General features: G+C 61.4%; 19 protein-coding genes and 1 pseudogene. 13 read left to right on the forward strand and 7 right to left on the reverse strand.

The genetic code is table 11. The features are described from left to right. The first annotated feature begins 471 nt into the window (after positions 1-471). The 5 genes from AC1RQ5_RS21535 (at position 472) to AC1RQ5_RS21555 (ending at position 5,702) form a co-directional block, all read left to right on the forward strand. Positions 472-1,068 (forward strand): peptidoglycan recognition protein family protein, encoded by a 597-nt coding sequence (locus AC1RQ5_RS21535; RefSeq protein ID WP_493201657.1) that lies wholly within the window; start codon positions 472-474, stop codon positions 1,066-1,068. Between the two features lie 16 nt (positions 1,069-1,084). Beyond that, entirely contained in the window at positions 1,085-2,149 is a 1,065-nt protein-coding gene (locus AC1RQ5_RS21540) for a DUF3616 domain-containing protein (RefSeq protein ID WP_493201659.1), read from the forward strand. 372 nt (positions 2,150-2,521) lie between these two features. Beyond that, the gene (locus AC1RQ5_RS21545; protein WP_398474697.1) at positions 2,522-2,842 is read left to right on the forward strand and encodes a co-chaperone GroES; all 321 of its coding nucleotides are present in this window, start codon (positions 2,522-2,524) and stop codon (positions 2,840-2,842) included. 49 nt (positions 2,843-2,891) lie between these two features. Continuing rightward, positions 2,892-4,535: a chaperonin GroEL gene (gene groL, locus AC1RQ5_RS21550; protein WP_493201662.1), complete on the forward strand. Its 1,644-nt coding sequence runs from the start codon at positions 2,892-2,894 to the stop codon at positions 4,533-4,535. A gap of 201 nt (positions 4,536-4,736) precedes the next feature. Beyond that, positions 4,737-5,702: a restriction endonuclease gene (locus AC1RQ5_RS21555; RefSeq protein ID WP_493201664.1), complete on the forward strand. Its 966-nt coding sequence runs from the start codon at positions 4,737-4,739 to the stop codon at positions 5,700-5,702. A gap of 22 nt (positions 5,703-5,724) precedes the next feature. Here AC1RQ5_RS21555 and AC1RQ5_RS21560 read toward each other — a convergent pair whose 3' ends face one another. After that, positions 5,725-5,892, reverse strand: a complete 168-nt coding sequence (locus AC1RQ5_RS21560; RefSeq protein ID WP_493201666.1) for a hypothetical protein — start codon at positions 5,890-5,892, stop codon at positions 5,725-5,727. 76 nt (positions 5,893-5,968) lie between these two features. Continuing rightward, a complete protein-coding gene (locus AC1RQ5_RS21565) occupies positions 5,969-6,307 on the reverse strand; it encodes an ArsR/SmtB family transcription factor (protein ID WP_493201668.1) in 339 nt (112 codons plus the stop codon). 85 nt (positions 6,308-6,392) lie between these two features. On the opposite strand from AC1RQ5_RS21565, the pseudogene AC1RQ5_RS21570 reads away from it, so the two are divergent. Both AC1RQ5_RS21570 and AC1RQ5_RS21575 read left to right on the forward strand, forming a co-directional pair. Further along, positions 6,393-7,143, forward strand: a pseudogene (locus AC1RQ5_RS21570) (SDR family NAD(P)-dependent oxidoreductase). A gap of 203 nt (positions 7,144-7,346) precedes the next feature. Beyond that, positions 7,347-7,622, forward strand: coding sequence for a hypothetical protein (locus AC1RQ5_RS21575; RefSeq protein WP_493201670.1), 276 nt, complete (start codon positions 7,347-7,349; stop codon positions 7,620-7,622). A gap of 72 nt (positions 7,623-7,694) precedes the next feature. On the opposite strand, the gene AC1RQ5_RS21580 is transcribed toward AC1RQ5_RS21575, so the two are convergent. Together AC1RQ5_RS21580 and AC1RQ5_RS21585 are read right to left on the reverse strand one after the other, a co-directional pair. Continuing rightward, complete coding sequence (locus tag AC1RQ5_RS21580; protein ID WP_493201671.1) at positions 7,695-8,084, reverse strand: hypothetical protein; 390 nt, start codon at positions 8,082-8,084, stop codon at positions 7,695-7,697. A gap of 107 nt (positions 8,085-8,191) precedes the next feature. After that, entirely contained in the window at positions 8,192-9,022 is an 831-nt protein-coding gene (locus AC1RQ5_RS21585; protein WP_493201673.1) for a transglutaminase-like domain-containing protein, read from the reverse strand. A 181-nt stretch (positions 9,023-9,203) separates the two neighbouring features. Here AC1RQ5_RS21585 and AC1RQ5_RS21590 point away from each other — a divergent pair, with 181 nt between their 5' ends. The 3 genes from AC1RQ5_RS21590 to AC1RQ5_RS21600 are packed head-to-tail and all read left to right on the forward strand — an operon-like array spanning position 9,204 to position 10,074. Further along, the gene (locus AC1RQ5_RS21590; RefSeq protein ID WP_493201675.1) at positions 9,204-9,476 is read left to right on the forward strand and encodes a hypothetical protein; all 273 of its coding nucleotides are present in this window, start codon (positions 9,204-9,206) and stop codon (positions 9,474-9,476) included. Continuing rightward, positions 9,466-9,762 (forward strand): hypothetical protein, encoded by a 297-nt coding sequence (locus AC1RQ5_RS21595; RefSeq protein ID WP_398474717.1) that lies wholly within the window; start codon positions 9,466-9,468, stop codon positions 9,760-9,762. The genes AC1RQ5_RS21590 and AC1RQ5_RS21595 overlap by 11 nt, the downstream gene beginning before the upstream one ends. Before the next feature lie 36 nt (positions 9,763-9,798). Beyond that, positions 9,799-10,074: a DUF1488 family protein gene (locus AC1RQ5_RS21600; RefSeq protein WP_493201677.1), complete on the forward strand. Its 276-nt coding sequence runs from the start codon at positions 9,799-9,801 to the stop codon at positions 10,072-10,074. 36 nt (positions 10,075-10,110) lie between these two features. On the opposite strand, the gene AC1RQ5_RS21605 is transcribed toward AC1RQ5_RS21600, so the two are convergent. Beyond that, positions 10,111-11,259: a DUF2778 domain-containing protein gene (locus AC1RQ5_RS21605; protein WP_398474721.1), complete on the reverse strand. Its 1,149-nt coding sequence runs from the start codon at positions 11,257-11,259 to the stop codon at positions 10,111-10,113. Positions 11,260-11,725: 466 nt separating this feature from the next. Then, positions 11,726-12,424 (reverse strand): DUF899 family protein, encoded by a 699-nt coding sequence (locus AC1RQ5_RS21610; protein ID WP_398474723.1) that lies wholly within the window; start codon positions 12,422-12,424, stop codon positions 11,726-11,728. 130 nt (positions 12,425-12,554) lie between these two features. On the opposite strand from AC1RQ5_RS21610, the gene AC1RQ5_RS21615 reads away from it, so the two are divergent. From AC1RQ5_RS21615 to AC1RQ5_RS21625, 3 genes are all read left to right on the forward strand, one after another. Beyond that, on the forward strand, positions 12,555-13,085 hold the full coding sequence (locus AC1RQ5_RS21615; protein WP_398474725.1) for a DUF6886 family protein: 531 nt from the start codon (positions 12,555-12,557) through the stop codon (positions 13,083-13,085). A gap of 746 nt (positions 13,086-13,831) precedes the next feature. Continuing rightward, entirely contained in the window at positions 13,832-14,335 is a 504-nt protein-coding gene (locus AC1RQ5_RS21620; protein ID WP_398474727.1) for an RrF2 family transcriptional regulator, read from the forward strand. Between the two features lie 26 nt (positions 14,336-14,361). Then, positions 14,362-14,823: a carboxymuconolactone decarboxylase family protein gene (locus AC1RQ5_RS21625; protein WP_398474729.1), complete on the forward strand. Its 462-nt coding sequence runs from the start codon at positions 14,362-14,364 to the stop codon at positions 14,821-14,823. A 189-nt stretch (positions 14,824-15,012) separates the two neighbouring features. On the opposite strand, the gene AC1RQ5_RS21630 is transcribed toward AC1RQ5_RS21625, so the two are convergent. Then, positions 15,013-16,002 (reverse strand): Bug family tripartite tricarboxylate transporter substrate binding protein, encoded by a 990-nt coding sequence (locus AC1RQ5_RS21630; protein ID WP_398474731.1) that lies wholly within the window; start codon positions 16,000-16,002, stop codon positions 15,013-15,015. Positions 16,003-16,083: the final 81 nt, after the last annotated feature.

Genomic DNA, 16,083 nt, shown 5'->3' on the forward strand with positions numbered 1-16,083 from the left:
TTGAGTAGCAACACGCTCTGCAACCCTGAAACGCAGAAATGCAAAGCCCGCAAGAGATACCATCATCCTGCGACGCAACAGCTCGCTGCAATGTCGCGTGACGATCGACGACGATAGACAACTTAAACTTGCATTTTCTCTATTCGGTAGTCATGATCCTCGCATCGCATGCGATGCGAATGGGAGACGCTGCACTCCTCATTTCCTGCAGTTGAATGTCTTTTTGCGCACGGGCACGCCCATGAAACGGACGTCGGGACGCAGAGGCGGACCCATTCGCAGATCCATCGGCAATGTCATCTGCTTTCCGGATGTCGCGACTTGCCTGGGAACGACACCGGCGTGTCCTGCCGCACGTCAAGTCAGCGAGCTACACATCACACGACGTCTGGTGCCGGGACGGCACCCGAGCCGATATGGCCTTTGCCGTAGCAGACGCGGCGTGATCCAATTCAGTGAAGGGAAAACGTGATGAAACTCGATGAAGCCCAGGTCGATATCAAGATCATCCAGGACTATGTACCGGTCGGCAACAGCAATCGTCCGGCCGGCAGGCTGGTGCCCACCTCGATCACCATCCACAACACCGACAACGACTCCAAAGGCGCCAATGCGGCCGCGCATGCGAAATATATGAAAGGGCCCGATGCGCAGAAGCGCAAAGTGTCGTGGCACTTCACCGTCGATGACAAATTCGTCTATCAGAGCCTGCCAACCACAGAGACCGCCTGGCACTCCGGCACTGCGGCCGGGAATCGTTCGAGCATCGGCATCGAGATCTGCGAACATTCCGACATGCCGGATCCTCCCGCCGCCTATCGTCGTGCAGCGCTGCTTGCTGCGTGGCTGGCCTATCGCCTCAATATCAGCGTGCCTGATGGCATCCTGCAGCATCACGACTGGTCAGGGAAAAATTGCCCGCATCTGTTGCGCACGAACAGCGGCAAGGGCTGGAAGGATTTTGTGAAGCAGGTGCAGAAGTTCTACGACGAGCTTGAGCCGGTCGATGCGATCCTGATCTCGCACCATGACCACGACCATCACGGTGCCTCGGCATCAACCGTCTAGATACGGGAGTGTGACGATGCACGCGCCGATGAAATGGACGGCCATTCTTGCCCTCGCGATCCTGAGCGGCCTCGCCCCGGCAGCCGCCAAAGACCCGAAAGCGTGGAAAGTCCAGGGCAAGCTGCTTGGCGAGGTCGATGGCAACGACGTCGAGAAAGCCAAGGATGTGAGCGGCATTGCATGTGCACCAGACGTCAGCCTGCCACGGCTTTGCCTGATCGTCGATGACGAGACCCAGGGCGCACAGATCGTGCTGCTCCATAAGGATAGCCTGACCGCCGGCGAATTCATTCGCCTGACCTACGGCCAATATGAGGGCGAGCCGCTCGAACTGGATGCCGAGGCCGTCGCCTTCGACAACAACAATTTCTATGTGGTCGGCTCCCATGGCCGGGCGCGCCATGAGACGCACGATGCCTCGGAAGAAAAGAAAAACACCGCCAAGGCTGACGCAAGCCGGTTCATCTTTCGCGTTTTCCTGAAGCCTTCACAGGTCGATATGACCACCGGCAAACTGACGGACAAGCCGCTCATTTCGCCGCCGGCCACGCTGACTGGCATCCTCCAGCGCCTTCCCGATATCGCTAAAGCCTATGACGAGCCGCTTGCCAAGAATGGCCTGACCATTGAAGGCATCGCTGTGAAAGACAAAAAACTGTATGTCGGAATGCGCGGGCCTGTGATCGGAGACAAAGCCTCCGTCGTTTCTGTGGGACTCGCTGCCGTGTTCGATGGCGCACCGCCAGCGCCAGAACTGCATGGGTTAAAACTCGGCACGGACAAGCGCGGCAACGTTCGCGGTATCCGTGACATCGTGCGCCACGGCGACGGCTTTCTCGTCTTGGCGGGCCCGGTGAATGATCCCGAGGGCGATGCAGTCGAGGATGGTGACTACGCGATCTATCCTTGGGACGGAGAAAATCAGCCCGGCGCGCGGGCCGATATCAAATCCTTCGGCAAGAAGGTGAAGCCCGAGGCGCTGCTACCGCTCGAAGGCGATGCGCAAAGCGCGCGTATCCTCGTGCTGTTCGATGGTCCCAAAGAGGGATCGCCGACCCCGATCGACGTGGAATTCAAGTAGATCGCCGTTCACCCGCAAAACGGCCCGCGATGGCGGCGGCTGCAGCGCGATCCGTGCTGGCGCCCGCTGGTGCGCGGCATGCGATGACCGTCCAGGCAGGGGCACCAGCGAACCGATCATAGCCGACATCCGGCAAGACCTGACTTCACTCGCCGGCTGCCTGACATTGCCCGCCGATCCTGCCCGATCCTCGTCCGGTCGGTACCCCTTAACCAAATTGGCACCCGTCACATTTGAGTGCCAAATAATTTGCTACAGCACCTTGCTCGCGGGGAACGATCGGCCTATCTCCGCTACAGCCGCGCTGGCACTTTGTGCCCGTGACTGCCAATTTCGAAATTCTCTGTTATTACAGAAACTTAGGAGGACTGCATGAAATTCCGTCCGCTTCACGACCGCGTCGTGGTCAAGCGCATCGACGCCGAAGAGAAGTCTGCTGGCGGCATCATCATCCCGGACAGCGCCAAAGAGAAGCCCTCCCAGGGCGAGATCGTGTCCGTCGGCGCCGGTGGCCGCGACGAGGCTGGCAAGCTGATCCCGATCGATCTCAAGGTCGGCGAGCGCGTGCTGTTCGGCAAGTGGTCTGGCACCGAAGTGAAGATCGACGGTCAGGACCTCCTGATCATGAAGGAAAGCGACATCATGGGCGTCCTCGAAGGCGCTGCCGCTCCTGCTGCCAAGAAGAAGGCCTAAGGGCCTCTCCTTCCTTCCCCTTCCCTTTTGATATTCAAGGACATCCAACATGGCTTCCAAAGAAGTTAAATTCGGCGTTGACGCGCGCGACAAGATGCTGCGCGGCGTGGACATCCTCGCCAACGCCGTGAAGGTGACGCTCGGTCCGAAGGGCCGCAACGTCGTGATCGAGAAGTCGTTCGGCGCCCCCCGCATCACCAAGGACGGCGTCACCGTCGCCAAGGAAATCGAGCTCGAGGACAAGTTCGAGAACATGGGCGCCCAGATGGTGCGCGAAGTGGCTTCGAAGTCGGCTGACGCAGCTGGCGACGGCACCACCACCGCGACCGTGCTGGCCCAGGCCATCGTGAAGGAAGGCGCCAAGTCGGTCGCCGCCGGCATGAACCCGATGGATCTGAAGCGCGGCATCGACCTGGCTGTGGAAGCCGTGGTCGCCGACCTCGTCAAGAATTCCAAGAAGGTCACCTCGAACGACGAGATCGCGCAGGTCGGCACCATCTCGGCCAACGGCGACTCGGAAATCGGCAAGTTCCTGGCTGACGCCATGAAGAAGGTCGGCAACGAGGGCGTCATCACGGTTGAAGAAGCCAAGTCGCTCGAAACCGAACTCGACGTCGTCGAAGGCATGCAGTTCGATCGTGGCTACATCTCGCCCTACTTCGTCACCAATGCCGACAAGATGCGCGTTGAATTCGACGACGCCTACATCCTGATCAACGAGAAGAAGCTCTCCTCGCTGAACGAGATGCTGCCGCTGCTCGAAGCCGTCGTGCAGACCGGCAAGCCGCTCGTCATCGTCGCGGAAGACGTCGAAGGCGAAGCCCTCGCCACCCTCGTCGTCAACCGTCTGCGTGGCGGCCTCAAGGTTGCTGCCGTCAAGGCTCCGGGCTTCGGCGATCGCCGCAAGGCCATGCTGCAGGACATCGCGATCCTGACCGGCGGCCAGGCGATCTCGGAAGATCTCGGCATCAAGATGGAGAACGTCACCCTCGCCATGCTCGGCCGCGCCAAGAAGGTGATGATCGACAAGGAAAACTCCACCATCGTCAACGGCGCCGGCAAGAAGGCCGACATCGAAGCCCGCGTGGCGCAGATCAAGGCGCAGATCGAAGAGACCACGTCGGACTACGACCGTGAGAAGCTGCAGGAGCGTCTCGCCAAGCTGGCTGGCGGCGTTGCCGTCATCCGCGTCGGCGGCGCGACCGAAGTCGAAGTCAAGGAGCGCAAGGACCGCGTTGATGACGCGATGCATGCGACCCGCGCAGCGGTTGAAGAAGGCATCGTCCCCGGCGGCGGCGTCGCTCTGCTCCGCGCTTCGGAACAGCTGAAGAAGATCAAGACCGCGAACGACGACCAGAAGACCGGCGTCGAGATCGTCCGCAAGGCCCTGTCGGCTCCGGCCCGCCAGATCGCCGTCAATGCAGGCGAAGACGGTTCGGTCATCGTCGGCAAGGTGCTCGAGACCGCGACCTATGCTTACGGCTTCGACTCCCAGAGCGGCACCTATGGTGACATGCTCAAGAAGGGCATCATCGACCCGACCAAGGTTGTGCGCGCCGCGATCCAGAACGCAGCCTCGGTTGCCTCGCTGCTGATCACGACAGAAGCCATGGTCGCTGAGCTTCCGAAGAAGGGTGGCGCCGGTGCCGGCGGCATGCCTCCGGGCGGCGGCATGGGCGGCATGGACTTCTAAGTCCGGGCTTAGCTCGCACTATCGAATGCAGAACCCCGGCAGCGATGCCGGGGTTTTCGTTTTTGGCAGGAGATTCACGCGATCTTCGCAGCGTAAAGCCGTCCGACAACGACGATTCGAACCAAAGAGAAATTGCACTGTCCAAAGCTTGAGCTACCATTGAACAAACGAGCTAAATGCTCCCAAGCTGAAGCGGCTCACATGTTTCAAACGGCTAGCGACAAAATTAGACAATGGCTGGTCGGCTTGTTCGCCACCGCTCTCAAAAATGCGATCAGACCTGAGGACCGGATTTCGGCGATCCGCTGGCTCGCTCAATCGCGCGAAATTGTCGGGAGCGACCTTCGCTCCGTTGCGAAATTTCGCCAGTTGAACGAGCTCATCAATTCACGCTCGGCTTTCAAAGCAATTGGCGGAAGCGTCGCAGTTGCTGTTGCCAATTATCGTCAATCCAATCTTCCGCTATCCGTAAAGATCGCGATCCCTGCCACTCTTGCCGCGCTGCCGATCGTCGGCGGTCAAGGAGCAGGTATTGCTGCATTCGGCGGAGCCTTGGGCGTCCCCGTCTTGCTTCTGATCTTTCTTGGCGCTGCCGGCATCACATCGATTATTGAGGCCGTCATCACCAATCCGGAATCGCGCCCACACATAGCCGACATCATCGACATCATCATCGAAGACGAGCGTTTGCGACAAACCAGTGCAGCGATGAAAGCTGCCATGAAGCAGCAGCCCGCAGACCCCACCCGTTACAAGATGCCTACGGACGATTTTGATTTATCCGCAAGTCTCCTCGAAATGGACCCGTTCCGCTTCGAGCAACACGTCATGAGCTTTTATGCAAGCGCAGGTCTTGAAGCGTGGCCTACCCGCAAATCAAACGACTTTGGTGTCGATGGTTTTGCTGTCCACAACGAAGGCCTGCTCGTGATCCAATGCAAACGAAACACCACGGAAAATCGTGTTGGTCGTCCTGTCATTCAACAATTCAAGGGCGTTGTAGAAGAACAAGGCGCCTTTCGAGGTTATATAGTGACGACATCCACGTTTACTGACGAGGCGAAGCAATCCGCAGCAATGTCAGACAAGATTGAACTGATAGATATGGATCGGCTCGTCGAATGGCACCGTTCTTCTCCAACGTTTAGTAGCCCTACAACGGGTTAGCAGATTACTGTTTGCGCGACCGCTAAGTAGCTTCGTTGCGTCGAGGTCGTTGGGCCTGACCGAGATCAGCATTATGCTCCGCGTTGGCGTCAGTCGCCATTACAGTGAATTCCTGTTCCAGCGCATCGTATTCCTTGCGATATGCGTCGTCCTTGCTCCAAGTCTTGTGCAGGTCCTTGATCTTCGTCATCGCTTGATCCTTACCTGACGCTCTTCGCGCGTCGGCGCGCCACTTCGACACAACTGACGCACAAGATGCTGGGTCGTCAGCTCGCAGCCACCGCCGCCCCATCACTCATCGAATGCGCCAGGATCGCCATCAGCAGCCCCGGAAACCGCGCCTCGATATCCGCCGCCCGCACCGTGTTCTGATGCTCCACGCCCTTCTTGCTGGTCTGCACCAGCCCGGCCTCGCGCAGCACGCGAAAATGGTTCGACAATGTGGACTTGGCGATGGTCGGGCATGGCGAGGCCGCGGTGCAGGACAGGCAGCCGCTCTCCTGCAGCAGGCCGCGGACGATCTGCAGCCGGATGGGATCGGCCAGCGCGGACAGCACGCCTGCTAGCGTGATGTCTATCGTCGCGGGGTGAACGAACTGTGCCATGAAAAAAGATATAGGCGCCCCCTTGCGCTTGTTCAATAGTCCCATACTTCCGAACTATTGAAGCATCCAATAGGGGATCACGATCATGACCAAGACATTCGAAGGCAAAGTGGCGCTGGTGACCGGCGCATCGAAGGGCATCGGCGCCGAGATCGCCATTCAGCTGGCCGCGGCTGGCGCTGCGGTCGGCGTCAATTATGCGTCGAGCAAGGCGGGCGCCGACAAGGTCGTAGCCGCCATCACCCAAGGGCGGCAAGGCGATCGCGGTGCATGGCGATCTCGCCTCATCGGGCGGCGCTGCAGCGGCGGTGGCTGAGACGGTCAAGGCGTTCGGGCCGATCGACATCCTGGTCAACAATGCAGGCATCTACGCTTTCTCCCCGCTCGACGGCATCACGCCGGAGCACTTTCACAGCCAGTTCGGCGTGAACGTGCTGGGGCTGCTGCTGGCCTCGCAGGAGGCCGTGCGGCATTTCAATCCGAATGGCGGCAGCATCATCAATATCTCGTCGGGCGTCTCGACGATGGCACCGCCGAACAGCGCGGTCTACACCGCCACCAAGGCGTCGGTGGATGCCATCACTTCGGTGCTGTCGAAAGAACTCGCGCCGAAGAAGATCCGCGTCAATGCCGTCAATCCCGGCATGATCGTTACCGAGGGCGTGGTGTCGGCTGGATTTCATGAAGGCGAGATGCGCAACTGGGTCGAGAGCGTGACGCCGCTCGGCCGCGTCGGCAAGGTTGAAGAGATCGCGTCGGTGGTGGCGTTCCTCGCATCGGATGCAGCGTCTTACGTGACGGGCGAGACGCTGCATGTCACGGGTGGCGCGCGATAATCAAACGCGCCAACATTCGCTCCGAAGCAGACGGAAGCTCCGGCAGCGATGCCGGGGCTTTTCGGTTCTGAAGGACACGCTCGAGCGGCATCGACACGCGCGCCCCCTTCCCGCCGCATTTTCTTCAGCTTCGGTTCATTCGAAACACGTAACTCTCGCGCATGCGCCGATAACCTTATCGGCCTGCGTCAAGGAGAATACCCGTGAAGAAATTTGCTTTTGCCATTGCCGCTGCCGCCACGATTGGTCTGGCCTCGCTTGTCTCGCCCGCGTCTGCGACGACAATCACCATCGACAAGACGAATGTCGCAGCGCCGCTCACGGACTTCTCGTCGCAGCATCGCCACTATCACGGCCGTCCGCATCACGCTGGCCGCACCACCATCATTCGTCGCGGTCCGGTCTGCACCGTGCGCACGGTCGTGAAGCGTGGCCCTTATGGGCGTCGCGTCGTGAACAAGGTTCGCGTCTGCCGCTAAGCGTCGGCTTGCGCGCATAGGATAAAGGCGGCGCAGATCAGCGCCGCCTTTATCATTTCCGGCTCGCGTCGCTCACTCGTCGTCGGGCTCGGGTCCCGGCGGCACCTGTGGCATGGATGGATTCTGCGGGCGCTGCGGTGCCGATGGCTGCATGCGATCACGCGTCGGCGCTTGGCCGCGTGTGACCTGATTGGGTGCGGCGGCCTGCTGGGGATAAAACACGTCGTAGCAGGCGCGGCTCAATCGTGGCCCTGCGGCGCGCAAACAATTTTCAACGCGCCCTTCGTCGGGCATCGACGTCGCACACAGCTTGAACGCGTCGGGCATGCAGGCCTCGCGCTGCGCCTCGGTGCCACCCTGCGCATGCGCAGTGACAACGGTTCCGATCATCATGGCTACCGCCATCATGGTGGATGCGAGCTTCGAGACATTTGTATTCAAGATCACAGTATTCGAGGCCATGGTCGGGTGTCCTCCGCGCTTGTGACAAATCAAATTCATCACCCCGCTCTCGGTTCCCCCATATGCCCGCGCATCGCTGCTGAAAATGGCGGCGTTTCGCCCGCGAATCAATTCGGGCGCGGCGCGACGCCTTCATCGACTTCGTCGGTCCATACCTTGAAGCTCAGCAGCGTATTCGGCCCGAATGTCTGCGTGATCGGAACATCGGCCGCATCGCGGCCCTGGGCGATCAGCACGCGGCCGATGCGCGGGATGTTGTTGCGGGCATCGAATGTATGCCAGGCGCCGCCGAGATAGGCCTCGAACCAGCCGGCAAAGTCGCCATCGGCCCACGGCTTCGGCATGCCGATATCGCCGAGATAGCCGGTACAATAGCGCGCGGGAATATTCATGCAGCGGCAGAAGGTAATGGCGAGATGCGCGTAATCGCGGCACACGCCCTTGCCTTCGTTATAAACATCGAACGCGGTCATGGTGGCGCGGGCATCCATGTAGTTGAAGGCGATGTGATTGTGCACGAAATCGCAGATCGCCTGCACGCGCGCCCAGCCCGGTTCGGTTTTCTCGAACAGTTGCCACGCGGTCTCCGACAGCCGATCGGTCTCGCAATAGCGGCTGCCGAGCAGATAGACGATGGTCTCAGCCGGCAGATCTTCCACCGCATGCTGAACCGCCCCCGGCACGATGGCATCGGGCTTGCCGCTGTCATTGACGATGCCATCCGCGGTCAGCCGCATCCGACCGGCCGGCGCCACGATGCGGCTGCACCAGTTGCCGAAGCCATCGCGATAGGGCGTGATCGGCACGGCAGGCTCGGTGACCAGGAAATCCGGCACGATGACGTCCGACATCCGGGTGAAATGCGTGCCCATCACGATCAGCATCGGCGTGGCCTGCGGGAAATCATAGACCATCTCGTAGCCGACGCGGATCTTCATGCGATGCACCTCATGCGAATTGCCTCATTGCTTCAACAGCATGCGCAGTTCTCTCCGGCAATTGCGAGCATAAAGCGCGGCATGGCAGCGCGATTGATCCTGCTGCCCAGAAATAGATAGCTAATCGCCACGAATAGGCGCACCGTCATGCGATGCCAGACCTTTACAACGGTGCGCGCGCATGACGACCAGATCGCGGCGCGAAAGCATCACGTTCAAGCATCCGTTTCGGCTGACCAGCATCGACCGGCTGCTTCCCGCCGGCACTTACGATGTCGTCACCGACGAAGAGATGATCGAAGGCCTGTCCTTTGCGAGCTATCGGCGCACAGCCACGATGATCACGGTGCCTTGCGCGCCGCCGCATGGCAATTCCATGGAGATGATTTCCATCGGCTCTATCGAACTGTCCGATGCGCAGCGCATCGATGCGAGTGTGTCCGATGACGGATGAGCCCGTCGAACTCGACAGCCGCCGCGGCATGGCCGCGCAGAAGGCGACCGATCTGCGCCGGGCGCTCGCGGATGTCGAAGCGAACGCGAAAGACTTGCGCGATCGCCAGAGCGAGATCGAAGTGCAATTGCTCGCCACGCGCGCGAGTACCTGGCCGGAAGCAGCTGCCAATGCGCGCTACGTTCTCAATCTCTACGCCGCGTCGCTCGGTCCGCAGGACACCCGCCATCGCGACCTGATTGCCATGGTGCTCGACGATTTCACGCGGCTTGCCGAGAGCAACTGATCCTGCAGGCAGCAAACGACAATAAAGGAGGCCATCATGGCCCTGACCAGCGGCGCCTATCAGAGCTTTGACGATGACCGGGGTGTCGTACGCTTCTCGATGATGAACGCAGAGGCGGAGGTCGCTTGCGCCATCTCGACATCGGCGATGGACGATCTCGATCAATCGAGCCGCACGAAGCCGGAGCAGCGCCAAGAGCAATTCCTGCGGCTGCGCGATCGCATCGAGGACAGCGCGAACAAGAAATTCGAGAAGAACGAGTTCGAAGGAACGCCGCGCGGAATCATCTTGCGCAGTGTCGATTTTCGCTGAGCGTGATCGGCGGGCGCCGCGCGCCCAAGCTAGAACTTAGTCGAGCTTGGCGACAACCACGATGCGCTTCACTTCACCGCGGCGATAGGCCTGGATGAACTTGTCGTATTCCTTGAAGGAAATGCAGCCGTTGGAGTCGCCGTTCGGCCCGAGCAGGTAGCTGTGGGTCAGGAGACCATTGCGGCCATAGATGGCGCTCTCGCCGCCGATGGGCGTCATGCGCAGCGCGGGCACGCCGTGGAAGAGAGCTTCGCGTGGCTTGAGATCGTAGATGTGCGGCGGCGTCACGCCGCGCATGCGCTCATGGGCGTAGGACGGATTGTCCATGCGCGAGCCGAGACCGGAATGGGCTTCCAGCCGCGTGCCGTCGGGCATGTAGACGCGCTTGGCGGTGATGTCATAGACGGCCGTCAGACGATCGATTTCGCCGGGCTGGTCGGCGGCTGGCTCGGCATCCTGGCCATTCGGCAGCACGCCGCCGTCATGGCCAGCATAAGCGAGCACCGGGCCGTTCTTCGGCGCGCTGCCGCCGAACAGTTTTTCGAAGATGTTGAGGCTGGCGTTCTTCGGCTGCGAGGCCAGCGCCATGCGGGCGCGCTGCACCAGCGCGTCATGACCATAAGCGCCGCCCTTCGGCGTCGGCGCCTGTGCGGTCTGCTGATTGCCCTGTGATGTCTCGCGCGCATCCTGCGGACGCACGGCGGGCATCGGGATGCTGGCAATGAGTTGCTTCACCGTCGGCGACGGCTGCATCAGGGCGACTTCCTGCGACTTCACAGCAGGCGCAGGCACGGTCGGCTGATCGGCAACGCGGCGCGCGAAACGATCCGGCGAGGCGCCCATGGAATTCGGCGCGAACCAGGCGACCTGTCCGCGATCCTGCTTCGGTGCCGCCATCGGCGCGGAGCCAGCCAGCGGCGTGCGGCGTGCAGGCTCGAAACGGTCGGAGAAATTGGCGTTGGCTTCGGTGCGCTGATTGAAGCGCTCCGCGAAGGACGAGTTACCGACACCGGAATCGGGACCGAGGCTTGCAGTCACCATCGCCGGTTCGAGTTCGCCGGAGTGGAAAAGCTTACCGGCGAGCGTCCATCCGCCGGTGAGAGCAACCGCTGCCAATGCGGCGCCTGCCCAGAAGAACGTGCGTGAATTGGTCGACCGGGAATTGTTGGAAAGCGTGTTCGTCACTGCCTGGCCTTGGCGAGAGGGCGCTCGGGAATTCAACGCTCGTCCACGATTACTCATACGCCTGACGTCCACACAAAATGACTGCGCGTCCCGGGAGACTTGCGCCAGTGGACCAAACCATCCACGGCAGCAATCCCGCAGGAATGCGAAGCGCCATTAAGGCGAGTTTTAGTTAAATGCGGATTAATCGGAAGATCCCCACCAAGTCCCCATCGGCGTCTAAAAGCCTGCCAATAATGGCCTTTTTGCGTGCCAGGTGAAGAGAAATTAACGTGCCTGCGGTGGTTTTTTACGTCCCGTTTCGGGACACAAATCCCCGGCCTCGTCGGCACCCATCCGGCCTGACGCACTCAATTCTGAGGGAACTTTAGCCGTCGCGCCTTGTCTGGAACTGTTCTGCGCGATTGGCAACCGATCCAGCCGCCGTCACAATCCGCCGGATCACAAGCTCAAGCTGCTGAATTTGTTAATAATTCAGCTTTGGATACCAGTCGGTTCCACGCCCTTCCGGGGTGCAATCGAGGATGGTCCAGATCGGCATCAGGTCGGGGGCGCCGCGGGGGTCCTGGCCGGGATCGGCCGTGGCGCCACTCATCTCCCCGGCCCAGAAGTGCCGGATGGAACCGTCCCGGCGGGTGAAGACATTGAACGCGGCGTCGTCCCCGCCCTCCTTGGTCAGCCCGAAATAGTCCCGGCTGAAGTCCCCGGACGGGTCGGAATACAACGGCAGATGGTGCCAGCCGCGCTCGCGCTTGAACGCCGTGAGTCGCGCGATGGGCGAGCGCGCGATCACGGCCAGGGCGACGCGCTGGGTGATGTCGGGCACCTCGCCATCCCAGGCCGACAGCAGCGAGGTGCACATCGGGCATGGCCGCTCGCGTTGTGGGCCGAACATGTAGGAGTAGGTCACCAGCGTCTGCTTGTCGCCGAACAGGCCTTCGAAGGATACCGGGCCACTCTCGCCGATGAATTGATAGTTGGCCGTCACCGCCCCGCCATCGGGCAGCGTGCGGCGCATCTCCGCGACTCGCTCGATATGGCGGCGCAATTCGATCTCCTCGACCAGCAGCGCATTGCGCGCGGCGCGATAATCAGTGCTTTCATTGGGGAAGCGATAGGTGTTCGACGTCACGAGGTCGGCGGCGGGGGTCAGGGTACCGGTCATGACATATCCTCCGTAAGCGGGTTGAACGTGCCGTGATTGGAAGACGTTCCGGAACCAGACTTGCCGACACACGCGTGAAAAGAGATCGCAAGGATTGACGCCTCAGGCGCACCTGTCATTGAGTGCGCGGATGCGCCTGTTCCATTTCAGCCCCCAGAGCAATATCGACGTCGTGATGCCGCAGCCCGATCCGCAAGGGGTTGCCGAGCCACTGGTGTGGGCGATCGATGACTGGCATCAGGCGATGTATCTGTTTCCGCGTGATTGCCCGCGGGTCTTCGTCTGGCCAACCGAGGCGACGACGCCGGAATATCTCACCGCCTACAAGAAGATGACGTCCTGCCGCATGGTCGCGCATATCGAGCTCGGCTGGCTCGACCGCCTCTCGCAGATCACCATCTATCGCTACGAGCTTGCGCCCGATGGCTTCGAGTCACTGGGCAATGCAGGCATGTGGGTGTCGCCTGCACCGACCATGCCGATCAATGTCGAGCGCATCGACAATATCGAAAAGGCCCTGAGCGATGCCGGCGTCGAACTGCGCGTGCTGTCCTCGCTGAAGACGCTGGAGCCGCTGTGGGAGACCTCGCTGCATGTGAGCGGCATCGGGCTGGGGAACGCGAAGGATGCGCCGATCCGGCGGCCGAAATTGGTGAATTGAGAGATTATTTCTTCTCCCTCCCCACTGCGCGTGGCTGCGCCACGCTTGAGGGAGGGAGCACAACGGTCCGCGCGCGACTTCCTGATCGACCTGTCAAACAGCCACGCTCTCGCAGTCTCGCGGCGCTCGTGGCGTCCGAGGTGTGAGCAGGTCTCCCCTCGCAGACATGAGGGGAGGTGGCACGCCGCAAGGCGCACGTGAGTGGACTTGACGCTGCCCCTGCCTGCTGGATCGCCAGCAAGCCTGAGCCGCGCAACGCCTTACGGCGCGCCACCGCGACGTCTTGTTAGTCGAAGGACCGTTCTTCCGGGTACTGGGCACTCCCATCGGGAGTCATCCGACGGATTTCTCCGCCTTCGCCCGCACCACGTCCAGCCGCGCTAGCGGCAGGGCCCCGTATTGGGCCCGGACGGTGACCCTCGACCACCCGAGTGCGAGAGGCTGCGTTTGCCTCAAGCCCGCAGGCGCCGCATCTACGTTCCGCTCAAAAGACGCCTCATGAGAGCGCCCCTCACCGAACGAGACGGGAGGGATCATGATGAATATGGGAATTTTGTCAAGAACAAAATAAGAACAAATGGCTTTGACCCGTAGGGCGGATGAGCGCAGCGTCATCCGCCGGCCGAGGTTATGGCTGAAACTCCGCGGCGGATGACGGCTTCGCCTCATCCGCCCTACGCCCACACATTGACATGCGAACTAATCACGGACAATAAATATCCATGATTAGTTGAAGGCGTCTCCCGATGAAGATGAGCGATGGTGTCGAGCAGGCCATTCACAGCGTGGCCATGATGGCGGGACTCACCAGTGATGGCGTGCTGTCGGCGGCCGCACTCGCCGACTTCCACGGTGTCTCCACCAGCTATCTGCTGAAGCACCTGCAGGCGCTGTCGGGCGCCGGCATTGTCGCAGCGAAGCCAGGCCCGACCGGCGGCTATCGCCTCGCCCGCGCGCCACAGGACATCACGCTGCTCGATCTGGTGCTCGCCATCGAAGGCACGGCGCCCGCGTTTCGCTGCGCCGAGATCCGCCAGCGCGGTCCCAATCCGCTGCCGGGCAAGCCGAAAGCGCCCTGCTCCATCAATGCCGCGATGCTGCGCGCCGAGCGCGTCTATCGCGACGAACTGGCAAAAGTCACCCTCGCCGATGTGCTCGGCGATCTCCGGTCCAAGGACAGCGATGGCGCGATCGCCGCGCGCGGTTGCGCCTTTCTCGAACTCAACGAACGGCGCCGCAGCGCCAACTGATCTCACTTAACCGAAGGAGAACTGTCATGTCACCGCGTATCAACTTCGCCAAGGCCTCCCCCGACGCCTACAAGGCCGTCTACAATCTCGACCGCTATGTGGTGAAGGAGAGCGGCCTCGAGCCCGCGATCATCCATCTCATCAAGCTGCGCGCCTCGATCATCAATGGCTGCGCCTATTGCGTGGACATGCATGTGAAGGAGTCGCGGCACGACGGGCTCAGCGAGCAGTGGATCAATCTCGTCTCGGTGTGGCACGAGGCGACGCTTTACACGCCGCGCGAACGCGCGCTGCTCGCCTGGGTCGATGCGGTCACGCTGATCGCACAGACGCGCGCGCCGGACGACGCCTATGACGAACTCCGCAAGCATTTTTCCGACGACGAATGCGTGAAGATCACCACGGCCATCGGCGCCATCAATGTGTGGAACAGGCTGGCGGTCGCATTTCGTGCGCCGCATCCGATCGATGCGAAGGCGGCGGCGTAAGACGTCGGGTGGGCGACGGCGCGAAGCGACGTGCCCACCATTTCGCACGCGACCGACAATGGTGGGCACGCTTGCGCCGTCGCGCTTCGCGCTATGGCGGACAAGTCGCTTTGCCCACCCTACAGAAAACGAGAAGGGCCGGGTTGAAATTCAACCCGGCCCTTCTTCATTTCATAGCTAGACCGAAGCTCAATACAGCTTGGCGCCGGCGGCATCCACGACCTTGCCCCAGCGGACATGGTCATCCTTGATGGTCCTGGCGAAGGCTTCGCGGGTCGAGGTGGTGACGTCGAGGCCCTGCGCTTCCAGGCGTTCTTTCACATCCGGCAGCGCGCCGATGCGGACCACTTCGGCATTCAGGCGATCAACGATGGCGTCGGGCGTCCCGGCCGGCACCACGAGCCCGAACCAGCTATCGACGACGAAGTCCTTCACGCCGGCTTCAGCAGCGGTCGGCACGTTCGGCAGTTGCGGCGAACGCTCGCGGCTGGTGACGAGCAGACCCTTCACCTTGCCGTCGCGGATCTGCGGGGCAAGCACAGTAAGCGTATCGAAGGACAGGTTGACCTGATTGCCGAGCAGCGCATTCACCGCAGGTGCCGAGCCCTTGAACGGGACGTGCAGCAGATCGGTGTCGGTGAGGCTCTTGAACAGTTCACCGCTCAGATGGCACAGCGTGCCGGGGCCGCAGGACGAATAGGTGAACTTGCCGGGCTCGCGCTTGGCAGCCGCCACCAGTTCCTTGACGTTCGACACCGGCGCGTCGGGGCTGGCGGCGAGCACATAGGGCACCGAGGTCAGGATCGAGACCGGGGTGAAGCTCTTGAACGGGTCGAACTGCACCTTGGTGTTGATATGCGGCAGGATGGTGAGCTGACCGGCCGGCGCCAGCGACAGCGTGTAGCCATCGGGATCGGCCTTGGCGACGGCTTCGGCCGCAATCGCTGTGCCCGCACCGGCCTTGTTCTCGACCACCACGGTCTGCTTCAGGGATTCACCGAGCTTGTCGGCGAACACGCGCGCCGAAATATCGGCGGCGCCGCCCGGCGGGAACGGGACCACGAGCTTGATCGGACGGCTCGGCCAGACGTCAGCCGCACAGGCTGCACCAATGCCGGTGGTCAGCATGACCGAGGCGAGAGCAGCAGAGAGAAGCCGGGACAACAAAGCGGAGCGCACGATCGTGATCCTTTGGTTGAAAGACGTTGTTTCGCTGCCGCCTGCAGACACAATCGCGCGGTCCCGCTCGCGTGAGCAGGT

This window comes from Tardiphaga sp. GW821-FHT12E02 (genome assembly GCF_058807155.1).